The sequence below is a fragment of the Bacillota bacterium genome (genome assembly GCA_040757205.1).
Lineage (GTDB): Bacteria > Bacillota > Desulfotomaculia > Desulfotomaculales > Desulforudaceae > Desulforudis.
The window spans coordinates 1-15047 of sequence record JBFLXL010000020.1 but is presented as its reverse complement, the minus strand read 5'-3'; the positions used below and the strand labels follow the sequence as shown (position 1 = coordinate 15047).

15 protein-coding genes are annotated in these 15047 nt (G+C 58.9%); 2 read left to right on the top strand and 13 right to left on the bottom strand.

Translation table 11 applies throughout. From position 1 onward, the window contains the following. Positions 1-71 precede the first annotated feature (71 nt). Both AB1402_10090 and AB1402_10085 read left to right on the top strand, forming a co-directional pair. Positions 72-425: a type II toxin-antitoxin system RelE/ParE family toxin gene (locus tag AB1402_10090; protein ID MEW6541939.1), complete on the top strand. Its 354-nt coding sequence runs from the start codon at positions 72-74 to the stop codon at positions 423-425. Beyond that, positions 422-697, top strand: a complete 276-nt coding sequence (locus AB1402_10085) for a helix-turn-helix transcriptional regulator (GenBank protein ID MEW6541938.1) — start codon at positions 422-424, stop codon at positions 695-697. Before AB1402_10090 ends, AB1402_10085 begins: the two co-directional genes overlap by 4 nt. On the opposite strand, the gene AB1402_10080 is transcribed toward AB1402_10085, so the two are convergent. From AB1402_10080 to AB1402_10020, 13 genes are all read right to left on the bottom strand, one after another. Further along, positions 694-1713, bottom strand: coding sequence for an AAA family ATPase (locus AB1402_10080; protein ID MEW6541937.1), 1020 nt, complete (start codon positions 1711-1713; stop codon positions 694-696). The two genes, AB1402_10085 and AB1402_10080, sit on opposite strands and share 4 nt — an antisense overlap. 180 nt (positions 1714-1893) lie before the next feature. Further along, positions 1894-2085, bottom strand: coding sequence for a helix-turn-helix domain-containing protein (locus tag AB1402_10075; GenBank protein ID MEW6541936.1), 192 nt, complete (start codon positions 2083-2085; stop codon positions 1894-1896). Between the two features lie 246 nt (positions 2086-2331). After that, a complete protein-coding gene (locus tag AB1402_10070) occupies positions 2332-2499 on the bottom strand; it encodes a hypothetical protein (protein ID MEW6541935.1) in 168 nt (55 codons plus the stop codon). A gap of 35 nt (positions 2500-2534) precedes the next feature. Continuing rightward, positions 2535-2807 (bottom strand): hypothetical protein, encoded by a 273-nt coding sequence (locus tag AB1402_10065; protein MEW6541934.1) that lies wholly within the window; start codon positions 2805-2807, stop codon positions 2535-2537. Positions 2808-3608: 801 nt separating this feature from the next. Continuing rightward, on the bottom strand, positions 3609-6122 hold the full coding sequence (locus AB1402_10060; GenBank protein ID MEW6541933.1) for a hypothetical protein: 2514 nt from the start codon (positions 6120-6122) through the stop codon (positions 3609-3611). Positions 6123-6328: 206 nt separating this feature from the next. After that, positions 6329-8074 carry a helicase HerA-like domain-containing protein gene (locus tag AB1402_10055; protein ID MEW6541932.1) on the bottom strand — a complete coding sequence of 582 codons (1746 nt, stop codon included), beginning with the start codon at positions 8072-8074 and terminating at the stop codon, positions 6329-6331. Beyond that, a complete protein-coding gene (locus AB1402_10050; protein MEW6541931.1) occupies positions 8055-8690 on the bottom strand; it encodes a hypothetical protein in 636 nt (211 codons plus the stop codon). Before AB1402_10050 ends, AB1402_10055 begins: the two co-directional genes overlap by 20 nt. 688 nt (positions 8691-9378) lie before the next feature. Further along, positions 9379-10098, bottom strand: coding sequence for a hypothetical protein (locus AB1402_10045; protein MEW6541930.1), 720 nt, complete (start codon positions 10096-10098; stop codon positions 9379-9381). Beyond that, on the bottom strand, positions 10082-10432 hold the full coding sequence (locus tag AB1402_10040; protein MEW6541929.1) for a hypothetical protein: 351 nt from the start codon (positions 10430-10432) through the stop codon (positions 10082-10084). Before AB1402_10040 ends, AB1402_10045 begins: the two co-directional genes overlap by 17 nt. Next, complete coding sequence (locus AB1402_10035; GenBank protein MEW6541928.1) at positions 10432-10920, bottom strand: TadE family protein; 489 nt, start codon at positions 10918-10920, stop codon at positions 10432-10434. Before AB1402_10035 ends, AB1402_10040 begins: the two co-directional genes overlap by 1 nt. A 60-nt stretch (positions 10921-10980) precedes the next feature. After that, positions 10981-11649 (bottom strand): Tad domain-containing protein, encoded by a 669-nt coding sequence (locus tag AB1402_10030; GenBank protein MEW6541927.1) that lies wholly within the window; start codon positions 11647-11649, stop codon positions 10981-10983. Beyond that, entirely contained in the window at positions 11649-13184 is a 1536-nt protein-coding gene (locus AB1402_10025; GenBank protein ID MEW6541926.1) for a hypothetical protein, read from the bottom strand. The genes AB1402_10030 and AB1402_10025 overlap by 1 nt, the downstream gene beginning before the upstream one ends. 23 nt (positions 13185-13207) lie before the next feature. Continuing rightward, positions 13208-14137 carry a copper amine oxidase N-terminal domain-containing protein gene (locus tag AB1402_10020; protein ID MEW6541925.1) on the bottom strand — a complete coding sequence of 310 codons (930 nt, stop codon included), beginning with the start codon at positions 14135-14137 and terminating at the stop codon, positions 13208-13210. Between the last annotated feature and the right edge of the window lie 910 nt (positions 14138-15047).

The window sequence follows — 15047 nt, the reverse complement described above, 5'->3', positions numbered from 1 at the left end:
CGCAAACCCATGCTTGACGCTGCCCTGGTTGGGCGTTATAATATAGCATATAGGCTATAAAGGTGAATCACGTGTGGGAGATCGTTTTCTACAAGACGCCAGGCGGAGCCTGTCCGGCAGCCGATTTTATCGCTGTTCCGGACGCAAAAACTCAGGCCAAGATTGCCCGTGCGCTTGATTTGCTGGAGAAGTACGGCTTCAGCCTTGGGATGCCCCACGTCCGGGTGCTGCCGGATACCGGCGGCCTGCGGGAACTCCGCGTTCCGTTTGGCGGGCAGGCTTACCGGCTACTATTCTTCGCCGACGGCAACACATTGGTCCTGGTGCACGGGTTCGTCAAAAAGGCCCAAAAATTGCCGGGCAAAGAGCTACAAACGGCGGCAGCCCGGATGAAAGACTACCTGCAAAGGAGAAGCCTTCGATGAAATGGCGCGACCTGAAAGCAGAACTACTGAAAAATCCGGACTTCAAAAAGGAATACAACGCCTTGGAGCCTGAGTACCGCCTTCTAACGGCCATTATTGAACGGCGCGTTAGGATGGGAGTCACCCAGGCCGACCTGGCCGCCCGGTGCGGCACCACCCAATCCGTCATTGCCCGCATGGAAAGCGGGCGGGCAAACCCGTCCGTCGCTTTTCTCAAGAAACTGGCAAACGCTCTGGATGCGGACTTGGACATCAGCATCCGTCCGCGCTAGACCGCTCCAAACCACTCCCAGCCGCTTGCACCGCGCCTGGATTTGACGTTTAGCCGCTCTTTCGCCCGCCGGAGCGTTCGCTCCGAAATCCCCGCCGCCCGGGCTTCTTTTTGCAGTTCCTTCGCCGCCACCGGCCCGCTGGCCAACGTCGCGGCCAGGAAGTCCACGGCTTCGTCCAGCGCCGCTTTGTCTTCTGTTGCGTCCTGGTCAACGCGGAGCAGGTCTCCGGCGTCAATGTCCACCACTCCGGTCCACGAAAACTGCCCCGCCCGTAGCCCAAACCCCAACGCCGCCCCGGTCTCACACAGCGAATTTTTGATCTGCACCACCGCCCGCTGCCCGTTGCCCGCCTCCCCGGCCAGCAGCACCGACCTGGCAGCCGCCGCGAAGTCAATGCTGCCCAACCCGCGATAGACCGCCCGTCCGGCCGGTGCCTTGCTCAGGTGGCGGATTATCAATACCCCGCACCCGCTCTCTTCTGCCAGTCGCGCAAGATACGCAAGCCGTGGTCTTACCGCATTCGCTCGATGCATGTCCACGTCGCTGCCCAAGTACGCCTGGATTGGGTCAAGAACCAGCAGGTCAGGCCGGTGCGCCAGTACCGCCGCCCGAAGCGGTTCCGGCTGCGCCAGAGTCACCGGGACCACCAAGCCGCCCTTCCCCTGCCCCTGCAGGACAAAAAACTTGCTTAAATCCGCCCCCATTCCGTCCACCCGCACCCGCAATGTGTCTGCCACGCCATCTTCCGCTGTCGCGTACAAAATCGTCCGGCCCTCGGCGGTCAGTTGCGCGCAGATCGCCAGCGCCACCCAAGTTTTCCCGGCTCCTGGGTCACCTTCTAAAATCGTTAGTTTCCCCGCAGGCAAGTATGGCTCCCAGAGCCAGGAGACCGGTTCCGGGTCCACGTCAGCCAAGGCCGTCACCACCGGCATCGGCCCGGCCGCCCCGCGCCCCGGAATAATTTTGAGCATATGCTTGATTTCCCCGCTGGTTTGTGGTATGCTTTTGTCACGCAAGGTTATCTGCTCTCCTTTCTTGGCCCCCGGGGTGGCTACCGGGGGCCGCTTCGTTCACAAAAGAAAAACCCCCGCTGGGGTTCTTCTTTATTACTCTGCTTTCTCACGTCGAATTCCTTTTCGTTTCTGTAAAGTTTTTTTACTCACCCCCTTCCCGCCAGCCCGGGCGCGGATTGGCTGTTACTTTCTGCCGTTTCCGGTCGACCGGTACTCGTGCGCCGCCAGAAACTCTTTCAGCGATTCTTCGGTAATCCGTAGCCCCCTTTCGCTTAACCGGATTGCCTTCAGTCGACCGTTGGCCACAAGTTCGTAAGCGAAACCCCGGCGAATTTTCAAGATTCTTTGGATTTCCGGCACGGTGTAAAGTTTCATTTGTCTTTGCCCCCCCTTTCTGTAAGGTTTTAACCTGACGGCGAAATTCGCCATCAGGTGCTCCAGGCTTTACTTCTCAACCAACCCCACAAAAACAAAAACCCCGCCGTTTGGCGGGGTGCAGGGTTCGGGTAGGATTCCGGACATTTTTTTGGGGTCCCGGAGCAGCCGTTTCCGGCCCGGTGGTATCGTCTTATATCACTAATTCTACTGCAACTTTGCACACCACGTCAAGTACTACTTTTACTACTCTTCCGGCCACTCCCAGCCGTTTTTCAGATAAATTTCCCGTGCTTGGTTGAAGAACCGCTCCCGCTCTTCCGGAGTCATCAACTTATAAAGTTCAAGCACATAATCATGGTCGGTGATCTTCCCCGCTTCCCGTAGTTCTGTTAGTTTTCGAGCCGTCATCATCCTGTGCCACCCCCTTTCCAAACCGCAGTCAATTGTCAACGTAACCCCAACTCTGACTTTATCCAGCCCCGTACCCAGGCCAGGTTGCGGGCATAACGCTCCGCGACAAAGGAATTGAGTGCCACCACCCGCCCCGTCCCGGCTCCTGACTCCTGGCTCTCGAACTCAAACAACAATTCTTCAAGTACCTGCAAATTTTTGTGCATTTCAACTAACTCATCTGCTTTGTCGTGGTCTTCCGGGTCGTCGCTTCCCCACAGCTTGGCAATTCTGCGGTACAATTCGCGTTCGCTATCTACCATTGTCATCCCGCTTGCACCCCCTTTCTTCCCGCCGCTTGCACCCCGCCTTGCGGCTTGCTTGATCACCGCGCCCCGGGCCCCCGCCGCCGGAAGTCAAGGGCGGGCTTTAGCCCGGCGGCGGGAAGGATACCGCAGGCCGCAGGCCAAGGATATGTTCACGCCGCGCACCCTTGACTGGAGACGGCGGGTCTGGGACAATCAAAAAAGCAAGCGGCAGGTTCCCCCGCCGGTCTGCCGCAGGCAGTCCGGCTTGCCCCCAAGCGGCACGGTGGCCGGGAACCGGTCACGGTGCCGCGCCGCCCCCGTAGCCCAGTTCACTCCTTATCTTGTCTTGAGATTTGTCATCGGGGTACCGGTATGGCTCAAGCCTTGCGCCACAAGGACTCAAGGTGGTTTTCCACAGGCCCTTGCCGGTAACCCCGGGCTTGCCCAGTGTTAGTCACGTCTAAGTACCGGCAAGGGCGGTCTAAAACTGGCTCTCAACCCTTGCCGCCCAAGGCTTTGCAGCTCTACCGGCAAGCTCCGCACACCTGCCCGCTAGCCTTCGCCCGCACCCAGGCCAACCAGTTGTAAATGCGGCACCCGCCCCGCAACCCCGGCCAAGAAGAAGAACCCCTGCCGGGGTTCTTCGCCTTCAGTGGTTCCTGGTCCCCCAGGGGTCCGGGGGCGTTAGCCCCCGGGGTGACTTGTTGCTCTTGCCGCTAACCTTGCGCCTTCCACAACGCCCCACACGCCCCGCAACCCCGGCGGGGAATGTTGGACTATATCCCGCTCTTATTTCGCTGCTCCTGCGCCGCCCTGGCATCACTATCCCCACTGCGGGCCGTTGACGCCCCCAGGTGCCCGGTAACCCTGCCGGTCTTTGATGTTCTGAAACTCCTTGACAAGGGCATCATGGGTCAGCTTTTGCTCGGCCCGTGCGACATCCTGCTGCCGGCGGGCGTGCTCCGCTTCCGCCGCCTGGTAATTGGCCAGGGCGTCCTGGTACGCTTGCGGTGCCGCATCCAACTCCGTCTTCAGATCGGCATGCGTGGTCCGAAACCAGTCGCATTCCGCTTTCGCGACTCCAAAGTCATCAGCATAGTCCGGCCCCCGGGATTCTTCCGGAATGTTCAGCACTTCCAGGTATTGCTGCTGGGCAGCCTGGAGCTTGGGTTCGATTTCCGCAAGCTGCTTCCGCACGTTCTCCAGATGCGCGGCCTTCGGGCCGTACATGGCCTTGACTTCCGTAAGCTTGGCCCTGGCTTCGTCGTAAATGGGCTTGTGGGCGTCCAGATTCGCCTTGGCGCCTACCAAAGACTGCTGGGCGGCGCCTACGTAGTGCCGGGCCCCGCTAGCTACACCCCCGTATCCGGGTTGAGAAAATTCCCGTAGTTTAGAAAGGCCGCTCTGGCTGAAGATGTCACGGCCAAAAGCAGTTTGTGAAGCCTGCTGGGCCGGATCGCCCCCACCTATAGACCGACCGGCCCCACGGGCCCCAACTCCCGCACCCATAGCCACCCCTGCATTTGGATCACCTGTGGCGGCACCCATGGCCAAACCCCCGGCCATCGCTCCGCCAGCCGTCAGGCTGGCCCTTCCCAAGCCGCGAAACGCGGCTCCAGCCATCCCAGTGGCACCGGTAGCTCCTGCGGCACCGCCCGCAGCTCCAGCCATGCCCCCCGCGGCAGCACCCCCTGCGGCTCCAGCCACACCCGCGGCGGCGGGCTTGATCATCTTGCCGAGTGCCAGCAGCCCAGCCACGCCAAACATGGCCATCGCCGCCCCCGGCGGCCCGGTGACGGTCTCCGCGCCGATGACGTTGCGCACCAAGCCGGTTAAGCCGGTCAAGGCTATAAGCGCGGCTAGCTTGATCCAAAATGCCTGAGTTGTTGCGTACCAACCCATGCGCGTGTCGGCCTCGGAAGCATGAATTATCAGCAGCAGAAAGGCCAGAACCGCCGCATGAGCCGCCTGAAGAAAGATGTTGGCGATCAACTCTTTAAACCAGACGCCCAAGACATACCTTTTGGCGGGCGCGATGCTGATCACGGCCACCAAAGGTATCAGCCCGACCAGAAGGGCAATGTTGATCTTGCGTATGATGTATTGCCAGTTTAAGACCCCGATACAAAAAGCAGCGATAAAGGCAACAATTGCGTCCCCAAAGGTGATGTTTTGATCAGCCAGGGTTATAAGCCCCAAAAACATAGGGGTTTCGCCCGGCTGAAAAAAAAGCGGCTGGTGGAAAAACGGCAGGGCGATGTGTTTAAACTGCATCACCAAGGCGTAGTTCACGTCGAAAACAAACCCTAGCAGCTGAGGGCCGAACTTCAGCACAATCATGGCCAAGAAAAAGCCCAGGACGTATTCGCGGAAACCCGCTTTGGACTGCGGGTTGGCCATGTTGTACAGAATACCTAGTGCCAGGAGCACCACGGCGACGACTAGCCAAATGGGCACGAATTCGGCCAGGCTGTCGTAAAGTGTCGCCACCGCCCCCATTTCATTTTCGGTAAACACGTGCCAGTAGGGCAGGTCGCGCTGCTGCGGCACACCGTCCACCAAAGGAGCCTGCGTATCGATCATGAACACCAGGGACACCGGATCCTGAAGCCCAAGGACATAGACCAGCCAGTTGGGCCCGGCGATGATCACGCTGGCGGCCAGCCGTTCGGGCCAGCTAGTGTTTTTCGTGTACTCTTGGCGGCGCTCGTCTAGGCTTTGTTGCGGCCTTTCCCCCGGAGCGCTGCCCGCTACTGGCCCCGCCCACGCGAAAAGCAAGCACAGGAGAAGCACAACAACCAGTATCTTGTGCAATTTGGTCCACCTCTTTCTCTTTAAAATTGACGGATGGCGCAGGGAACCACCAAGGTCGCACGGTACAAGGCACAGTGATGGTTGTCCACAGGGGACTTCCGTAATATGCAATGTGCTCAAAAAAGCCGCTACGTAACGGGATGTCAAATCTTCGGGCGGCAGGAAGGCCAGGGAGTAGGCGGCGGTTTGAGAGAGTTCGCCTTGGGAAACCAGGCTTTGCAGCGGAGCAATCAGGTCGTTGAGCTTGAGAAGCTTCTTTAGGTTTTCGCGGGTTTCACCACAAGCTTCAGCAACATCATCTAGGGTTTTAGAAACTGGGTAATTTTTACCCAGTTTTTCCGGCCTGCCTTCCCGCACACCCCAGTACTGTTTCAAGAACTTCGCCCGCCTGGCCTTTCTCAATGGATCGTCGTCCGCCTGCCTTCGCTCTTCGTTGTCGGCATCGTTGAGCTTGAGAAGCCGCTGGGTTGTCCGCTCGTCTTCGCCAGCCGCTTCGGCTATGTCAGCGAGGGTCTTTCTCACGTCAGGGACATTTTGTCCCTCACGATGAGTTTGGGAAAGATTACCTGCTCCATCGTCAGCGACATTTTGACGCTGACAAGGAATGGCTGTTCCTTTGGGATTGCCGGCCTGCCTTCCCGGACACCCCAATATTGCTTGAGAAACTTCGCCCGCTTCGCTTTTCTGACCGGATCGCCGTCAGCTTCCCCGCCCCACTGCCAACCCCGCTACCGCAAGCCACCAGGCCGCCAGCACGGCCACCGCAACGGCGATCCGTTTCTCTTGCTTTGTCCACCCGGGTTCCGGATCCCGACCCGGGCAACTTGAAAATTTGTTTTTCGCACCACCACCGCTTCCCCTGTTTTGAGACGCTTAACTTCATCCGGATGCACCAAGTACTCCCGGACTTGCCGCCGAGTGCCCATTTTGCCGCTGGTCGTCGTTTTCAACCCGGGGATTAAATACTCCACCTGCTGCGTGATTTCGATATTCTCCCGGGTACCGATTATACCCGCTAGCATTTCTGCCGATTTTGCTGAATTTTGCCGCTGGACTATGAACGTATTACAGTTGTCTACGATCTGCTCCACCACCGCTTCTCCGGCGGCGGCTTCGATGTCGGACAGGCTTTGCGTTGCGATTACGGTGCAGAACCCCGCTCCCCGTGCTTTGCCGATTAGGTCCACGACGGCTCGACTGGCGAAGACCGAAAATTCGTCGAAGATCGCATAGACATACCGTTTTTCCCGTTTGTACGATCTAGCGGCGGCGCACTTAAGATCAGCGATGATCAACCGGCCCAACAACCGCGAATATTCCGGGAAAGCCAATGAATCCAGGCTGAATACTGCCACTCCCCCGCCGCCGATCACCCGTTCCAAGTCGATTGCACCCCCGTCCTCGTCAGTTGCGAACAAATGCCCGATCTCGCTCTCCGTTAGCGCCGCCAGTCTGGCGGCCAAACCCTGGATTTCGCCGCCCTGATAACTATGCGACACGTCAAATACTTCTTGCAGCTTGACTTTGTCTTTAATCTCACGCTTGGCCAGCGCTTCCAAGCGCTTCAGGTCCAGATACCGCGCCACGGCTGCTAGGTCGGCCCGGGTGCCGGCCAGCTCAAACACGCGGAACATTAACTGTAAGTACCGTCCCGCAAGAGCCTCGTAATGCATTTCTGACCACTCTGTCAGGTGCAGCAATTTGTCTTTTAGCTCCGTGATCCCGCCGGCCGCCAAAGGGTTATACCGCGCCGATGGCCCGGCCATCGCAAAGTGCCGGAACTCCCGGTTGTTCCGCTCCGCCAGGGCCCGCACCCGGGCCGCCAAGCCAGGGTCACCCTTGCCATCTACTAAAACCAACGGCACCCCCCGCTGCGCCGCTGACTCCACGAAGTTCATAACCGTCGTGGTCTTTCCGCTTCCGGTTGTTCCCACCAAGAACAAATGTTGGTTTAATTCGGCGTCAACTAACACTACCCGCTTCCCGTTGCCCTTTTCCACGCCCAGAAGCACTCCGCCCCCTGGGTGCGCCGCCCTGTTGATCGCCACTAGCGCCCGCTTTTCCCGCCAGGACGGCCCTTCCTTGACCGCCACCTTTCCTTCTCCCAGTTGGCTTTTCGCTTTCCACCGCGCCACCAACACCCCCGCCGCGACCCCTGCGGGCGTCGGAATCAGTAGCGGCCACCACTCTATCCCCGCCGCGTTCTGCTTTACCAAGCCCCTTGCCGCCATCCCCCAGGCGGAAAAATAAGTCTCCACCATCCCGGGCACGGTCAACACGGCAACTTGCACTGCTCCCGCCACCCCCGCCGCCACGGCGAACCACCCCGTCCCCCAGTGCGGGGCAACGACGTATCTAAACACTGTGTACGCAAGATACCCCGCCACCACAGCCGGGGTAAGCAGCATCGCAAGCACGACAAGAACAAGCCCCAACGCTAGCCAAAAACCTTCATCACTCTGCTGCTTCGACATCGCCAAACACCCCCCGGACCGTCTTAACACTTGCGAAATCACCAAGCTTCATCGCTTCAACTATATCTGTCAGCCTGGCGGCTTGCGACCGTGATTTGCAGAAGAACGTTACGTTCGTAACGTTAGGGTTCCGCAGGTGCTCACGGACAACTTTTTCATACCTGGCAGTCGTTTTGTAACTAATTTCAAGCTCCAGCGCCGTCCAGCCGCCATTGCCGTTTTTGATTAGTCCGTCGGGCACGTAACCTTCCCGCCGCTTGCGCCCCGGGTCGTACAACTCCGCCCGCAACTCTCGCTCCGTTCGGAATTCGCATCCGGATTTTGCGTAACTTAGCAGTACGTCTGCTACCAGCCAGTCGTGCGCTAATGTTGCAAGACGCAACTTCGCCCGGGCCGTGCCCCCGGCTGCCTTCGCGCCCGCGGCGGTCAGAGTGAGCGCATCGGGCATCCCGCGCCGGGTGTGATGGCGGTGCAGGTAGCCCCGTTGCTCCATTACCGCCACCCGGTGGTAGACGGAATGCATGCTCATATCCATCGCTGCCGCAATGTGCTTGCTGTTTAGCACGCCGAAACGGTCGATCAGCGTCAAGATTTCTTGGTCGCGCTCTGTTAGCACTTGCTTCCCGCCCCTTTCGCTCAGGTTTCAATCTCAGTGGTAACCCCCGTCCCCGCATTCGACCACCCCTGCTTTCAACCCCCAACTCCCCGATTTTGGTGGTAACTTCTACCAGTACCGCACTCAACTAACATTGCATTGAACCGCTTTTGTAGCAGTTTTAGTGGTAACCATTACCAGTACCGCCCACGGCTAACATTACATTGAACCACTTTTGTAGCAGTTTTAGCGGTAACCCCTGCTCCCAGCTCCCAGTTTTCGTTTCCAGTTCTTCGCTTTTCAGACTAACCCAGAGAGCCGCGCCGCCCCCGCTCTAGGGATTGTGCATCTCACGTCAGCCTGCCACCCTACCACAGTACACGCAGTGTACGTTGTGGGAGGGTGGCAGGGTGCAGACCGGGCGCGAAGCGCACGGTCTGAGTGAGATGCTACAAGCCCTTGCGGGGGCGGCGCGGCGAACGGTCAAACCCCGGAAATTCCTATCCCATTTTTCCATAAAACCCCACCCAAACGGACTTGGCACCCTTCTTGGTACCCCTTTTTCGACTTATCCACAGCCCTTTATCCCACTTTTGCCATCTCCGGCCTGTTTCGCCGTCTGGCATCAACCCAAAAAGCCGACCAGGAGTGCCCGAACACCCCCGGTCGGCCTGGAAGCCCTGCCAGTTTCTCCCTGCCAGATTTTAGGTTATATTAACTCAACCGACTGGCCCGAACCGGTTGGTTTCGCCGCTGGCCGGGACTGGTAAACCGCTTCGATGAACACGACGGGGACGACTTCGCCATCACGCCCGATCCGGGCCCGGCCATGGCAAACTGGCGGCTGGACGGCGACTATCTGTAAGGATTTAACATTCTGCTCCCACCAGAGAGAATTCCACCCCGTTACAAACTCAATTGCCCCACCTGCGCCCGCTTCCACCGGAATCACTGCTACCGTAATCCCGCCCCCCGGCGGCACGGTCACCACCCAGCCGCCGCTGGCGGTCGGTTGATACGCTATCTCCCCGCCCTGGGCCAACACGACATCGTGATAGATATACTCACCGTCCGTCCTTGCCCGGGTGTTCCAGCCATCCCGCCACCCGCTAGGCACGTCGCATACTTGTAGCAACGTGCAATCGCCGTCCCGCCGCGCCGCCCCCATCCCGTCCACCTTCGGCTTCGTCGCCGTCTCCACCGTTGGTTCCGCCTTCACCGCCCCCACTGATTCTGGTTCCGGCACCTGCTCCGGCGGCGGCACCGGCTTCACCGCCTGCACCACCGGCTTCACTTTTGCCGCCACCGGGGGCTCTCCCGGCCCGCCAGTTGCAATCCAAACCCCGCCGCCCGCCACCAGGCCCACCGCCAGAAGAATCAGCGGGATCAACCGTCTGCGCCGCTTCCTACCGTTACCTGTTTGATTCACCTGGCATCGCTCCTTCTAAGATTTTGTTTATCAGTTGCTCTCCAGCGGTCAACGCCGGATGCTCCCAGCCCGCCGCCCCCGCCGCCACGACTACTACAACCAAAATCGCCACTAACCATACCGCGTCCAGGGTTAAACTCCACACCACCCGCACTACTGCCACTCCGCCCCCCAGAAGCCGCCCCCGCCACTCAGGCTCCGCAGCCGGAGCAGCAACTGGTTCCTGGGCCGCCGCCCCCGCCGCCGGGACTGGCGGCTTTACCAGCCCCGCCGCCTGCTCCAATTGCCGCTTGCGCTCCCGCATGCGCTTCATCATCCGCAATGTGGCCAGCATCATTGGCACCCCTGCGGCATGCAACCGCACCAGACACAGTCGCCCGCGCCCCGAAATTCCGCCCCCGCCGGTCTCCGGTGCCGGTATTCCACGTAGTGACTGGTTTGTTCAGCCAGGGTGATGCGCGGGGACCAGGGGCTCTGCCCCACCAGAGCCGGAAAGCCGGGCGCGGAGACCGCGGTGCTGTAGTCCACGCGGGCGTCAACGGTCATCGACCGACCATCCCGCACCGGCCTGGCTACAGTGACCGTCCCTTGGCCGCCCAGCAGGCCGGTGCGGAGGATCTCTTCCCCTTTGGCCTTGGCCGTGCTTGCGTTTCCGGTCACGGCCACGGTATGGGCCGCTTCCCGCGCCGCGCTTGCCGCCACGATGTTGTTGTTGAGCAAGATCGCGAAGTTGACGATGCCCAGAAACAGGGCGATGAGTAGCGGAAATATGAGCGTGAATTCCAGCATGACCGAACCATTTTCGTTGAGTTTGTAGCGCACGGTACCTTTCCCCCTTTTGTAGTTAGTAGCCCCCGGGGTTGGTCCCCGGGGGCTCAAAACCTACGGGCAGGCGTCGCCCGGCGGCGGGTTTTCGCCTTGTTTTCGACCGCCTTCGATGCGTTCGTAAAACGTCCCCGCCTGGCCGCAATCTGCGGCGGCCAGCGATTCGATCCCCGCGACCTTTAAAAGCGTCGTGTCCATCGTCCCCGCCGCCCGCACCCTTACCGACGGGTACTGCGAACCGCTCCGGAATATTTCAACGCTTTCGCTGGTCTTTGCACCCCCCGCTTCGGGGCGCATGAAGCGGGGCCAGTTCACATCCAGCGTTTCCTGGGCCACGGTTCTTGCACTCGCCGGGTACTCGATCCAGCGGCGTTCGATCCCCAAAAAATAGTCACATCTGTGCTGCCGCCACCCGCCCCGGTCGATGAGATGTGCTTCCGCCCCGGTCATCGTCCGGGGCGGTTTCCATTCGCAACTGCAACTCACCACACCGTCTGCGCTAGTGGTACATACCCACTCCCCTTGGCCCACGGTAATTTTTACCATCCGTTGTGCTTCCAGCGAGCCCGCCAGCGCGGCGGCGTCCACCGCGGTCCGAAGGTCTTCCCTTGCCACCCACAGCCGGGCGAAGTCGGTCGCCAGCCCAGCGAAAAGGAGCAGGATAGAAATCGTCAGGACGGTGAATAAGAGCGCAAAGCCGCGTTCGTCGTTTTTCACTTTCATCATCATGAGATTATCTCATACCGAAGCGGCGAATCGGGTATCTCAAACTCTAGTCGCTCTTCGACCCGTACCCTCGCTTCCGCCCGGTTGTTCGCCGGGTTGCAGTCTTCGATCCCCACCGGCCAAGCTTCGGCGGAGTAGGTGACATTCCCCGCCCGGTCGTGACGCACCACATCACTGAAGGTGCGGCTTTGGCCCTGAGCCAAGGTGAAGTTTTGCCAGGAACCGTGGCCGAACCTGAACCGAACGCCGACCGGGCCGGCGGGGCCGTCTCTGCCCCGCGTGACGACGGCCGTCAGCTGGGTGTTGTCGCCGACAAACCGCTTGCCAGCGGGATGTTGAGACAGTTTGACCGAGATGTCGGTACAGGGCCGCAAGATCGGCGCTTCGGCCCGGTTGTTGGACCAATTTTTGTCCTGCCCCTGGACCGGGTTGATGCGGGCTAAAATCATCTCGCTGGCCGCCTGGACGGTGAAACTATAGCGATATTCTTTCACGTCGCCGGGCTGGAACAGGACGTGCCCTTGGGCGTTCGGCGCGTCCGCCGGGACGACGGGCTGCAGATTGATTGCATGCTCCGCCCCGGCTACGTGATGCAGCCGCAGCCAGGCGGTTTCGGCCTGCGGGTGGTCTTCGTTGAGCCTGTAGCGCACGGTGCCCGAAAGTGCCTGGCCGTTCTGGCCTTCGAAGCGATTGGGAATCAGCTCCACCGAAAAGTCGGGCCGGACGGGCGGCGGCGGTAGCTTAAACGAAGTCGGAAATAACGGAATCGTCAAGTAGAAAATCCGGCCGTCTCGCAGTTGGTGAAACATGCGGCCCATGCCAAAGCTCACACTTGTCGGCGGATCAAGTACGTGAATGTATTTCGCCAGGTTCGTGATGAATTCATCATCTTCGCAGTACTTGTAAATCAACACTATTCCTTCGTGTCCAAAATCCATGCGGTCAAGAAACTCAAGCCACTCTTTGTTCAATGTGAAACCCGGCACTGTGGCGACGGGGCCTTGGTCTGAAACAACAGCCAAAGCCCCCAGGAACGCCGATTGCGACAGCATTTCAAAGACCGGATCGCTGGAGTCGGCCCGGTTGAATCTGCTGCTTAAGATTCTTGGTTCACCGCGACCCGACAGAAACTGCGCGACCCGGCCATCTTCCCAGGGTTCCGCGATCCAGTTCCGCGACGTGAACCAGCCACCCGCCCATGCGTCGTGGCGGAAAAGGGTGTTGGTGTACTTCGTCTCTTCAAATGTGTAGCCCAGATAGCGGTGATGCCCTTGATCGTACTCATGCGGTTGTCCGTAGGTGAACACGTGCCGGTTTCCCCACAAGTCAGGGTTTGCGGCATGGTTGCCGTGTTCGCTCCTGTCCTGATGATGATCTAGCATCAAACCGTACACCTGCCGAATGTCCTGGTTCGCCCCTATCTTGGCTTCTGCGAAGCTCAAGCCCGCCATCACGCCCCGGAACTCTTCCCGCGATTTGTACTCTTTTTCCGTGCCAAAAGCAAGCCCCGGCATCAATGCCAGGGCCAGGATCACTGTCAGTATGCCTGTTATTAGTTTCACCTGACGTCCCCCCAAATTACAACATTGATCAAGCTGTTCCTGGCATTGCTACCAACCGTCACATCTTTGCCGCCGACCACAAGGCATTCCGATCTCACGCTTGCCATCGCATCCCGAGTCTTAACCTTATGTTCAAAGCGATTTAACATCAAATCCACGTCTGTTTCTGAAAACTTGCTCTCCAAAATTGCCCGCATCACTTTAAAGTTCTGATCTGCATTCGCCTGGATACAGACCGACAGGGCCAACTCAGCCTTGTGCTGGTCGTCGGCCAGCCGGGGATTCAAGCTCCAAAAGCTATGCTGCACCGGAATCTTGTACCCGCTTTTCACCACATACCGCCCCAGCACCGGATCCACCCCCGCTACGCCCGGCTGCGGCTTCGCGCCCAGGTGCTGCAACACCGCGCCCACGTCCGGCTTCGGCTGGCCCGCCGCCCACGCCACCACCACCTGGTTCACCGCGTCCCACTCTACCTGGTAGCCCAAGGCTTCGGCCACGAACCTTGCGGGCAGGAAGGTCCGCTGCCCGCGCACCGCCGGGGCCACGTCCATCGTCCGGGCCGTGCCGCCGGATTTAATCGTTTTGCTGCCAACCGCCAGTTCCACCGCCGGAAAGCCGGGTTCAGTTAGCGTGACCGCCGGGTTTTTGAAAGCGATATGCTTGTCCGTGACGCCCAGGGCGTTGCTTAGAAACCGCACCGGTATGAACGTTCGTCCGCCAGCCGTATACGGCGCCACGTCCATTGCGACACCAGGTACCCGGTTGTCGATAAAGTACTCCTTCTCGCCGACTTTGAATACTACGCTTTTAACCAATTTTTGCGCTTCGTACACGTCCACGCGGGTATCCGCCACCCCCGCCGCTCCCGCCGGCCCGGCGGCCAGGGACAAGATCAGTAATGCCGCAAGGATTTTCGTTTTCATGCTTGAAAATCACCCTTTCTCAGTTATCAGTTGTCAGTTATCAGTTGATAGAACGCTATTCAGTTGTCATGTTATATTATACCATGTTTTGCTTCGTTTCGCAACACCCCCTGGCGCAGTTTATAAAAACCGCCGCGTCGCCCGCAACCCCGCCACCCGCAACCCCGCCACCCGCGCTTCCAAATTTTTTGTCTGCTCCCCGAATTTCCGTTGCTTCCACCGTTTTTGCCGTTTTTTCGCCGCATTTCGTGAAAAAGACAAGACTATCCCCCCTTGTTGATTTTTTTCGCCCGGGCCGCGCCGCCCCGCCCCGGGGGCGGCTGGCTGCGTCCGCGCATCGCTAGATCGTATTCAATTGTCAAAAAGCATACAAAAAGACACGCTTTCGCGCAGTATCGCGCATTAACGTGTCTTTTTCTTTGCTTTTTAAAGCAAAAAGCACACTTCGCTTTTACGCAAAAGCATGCCCTTTCTTCGCTGCCAGAATTTGACAGCACTGACACTATTTCAGCATCAGCTTGATTTCTTTACGCTCCAGCCATTCAGGCTGGAGAAGTCGCCCTGCGGCCAGTTTCTGGCTCAAAGCTTTACGCCCAGTCCCTCCGGGACCGGTAAAAATCTTAGCTCCGATAAAAAGACATCTACAGCAATTTAAACACATTCACATTTACATAATCAAGTCGAAATCTATGAATCTTTGTTATAATTGTTATAATCATACTGAATACAAAAACCGGCAAAGCCATGATAACATCAACTTAAACTGCCAGGGAGAGTGCCCCGTGGATGAAATTTCGACTTGGCCCGCATTGAAGAAAAGCAGGACCGCCAGGACAAGGGTCTGAACCTGCACTGGCAGGAGATCATGGCGATGAAGAGCAAGAGACGCTGACCGCCCCGTCCCGCCCGT

Excerpts from the sequence above, each read along its gene's own strand:
- AB1402_10055 (MEW6541932.1), bottom strand. The coding sequence starts at position 8,074 with ATGTCGAAGCAGCAGAGTGATGAAGGTTTTTGGCTAGCGTTGGGGCTT.
- AB1402_10040 (MEW6541929.1), bottom strand. The coding sequence starts at position 10,432 with ATGCTGGCCACATTGCGGATGATGAAGCGCATGCGGGAGCGCAAGCGG.
- AB1402_10070 (MEW6541935.1), bottom strand. The coding sequence starts at position 2,499 with ATGATGACGGCTCGAAAACTAACAGAACTACGGGAAGCGGGGAAGATC.
- AB1402_10065 (MEW6541934.1), bottom strand. The coding sequence starts at position 2,807 with ATGACAATGGTAGATAGCGAACGCGAATTGTACCGCAGAATTGCCAAG.
- AB1402_10085 (MEW6541938.1), top strand. The coding sequence starts at position 422 with ATGAAATGGCGCGACCTGAAAGCAGAACTACTGAAAAATCCGGACTTC.
- AB1402_10020 (MEW6541925.1), bottom strand. The coding sequence starts at position 14,137 with ATGAAAACGAAAATCCTTGCGGCATTACTGATCTTGTCCCTGGCCGCC.
- AB1402_10030 (MEW6541927.1), bottom strand. The coding sequence starts at position 11,649 with ATGATGAAAGTGAAAAACGACGAACGCGGCTTTGCGCTCTTATTCACC.
- AB1402_10075 (MEW6541936.1), bottom strand. The coding sequence starts at position 2,085 with ATGAAACTTTACACCGTGCCGGAAATCCAAAGAATCTTGAAAATTCGC.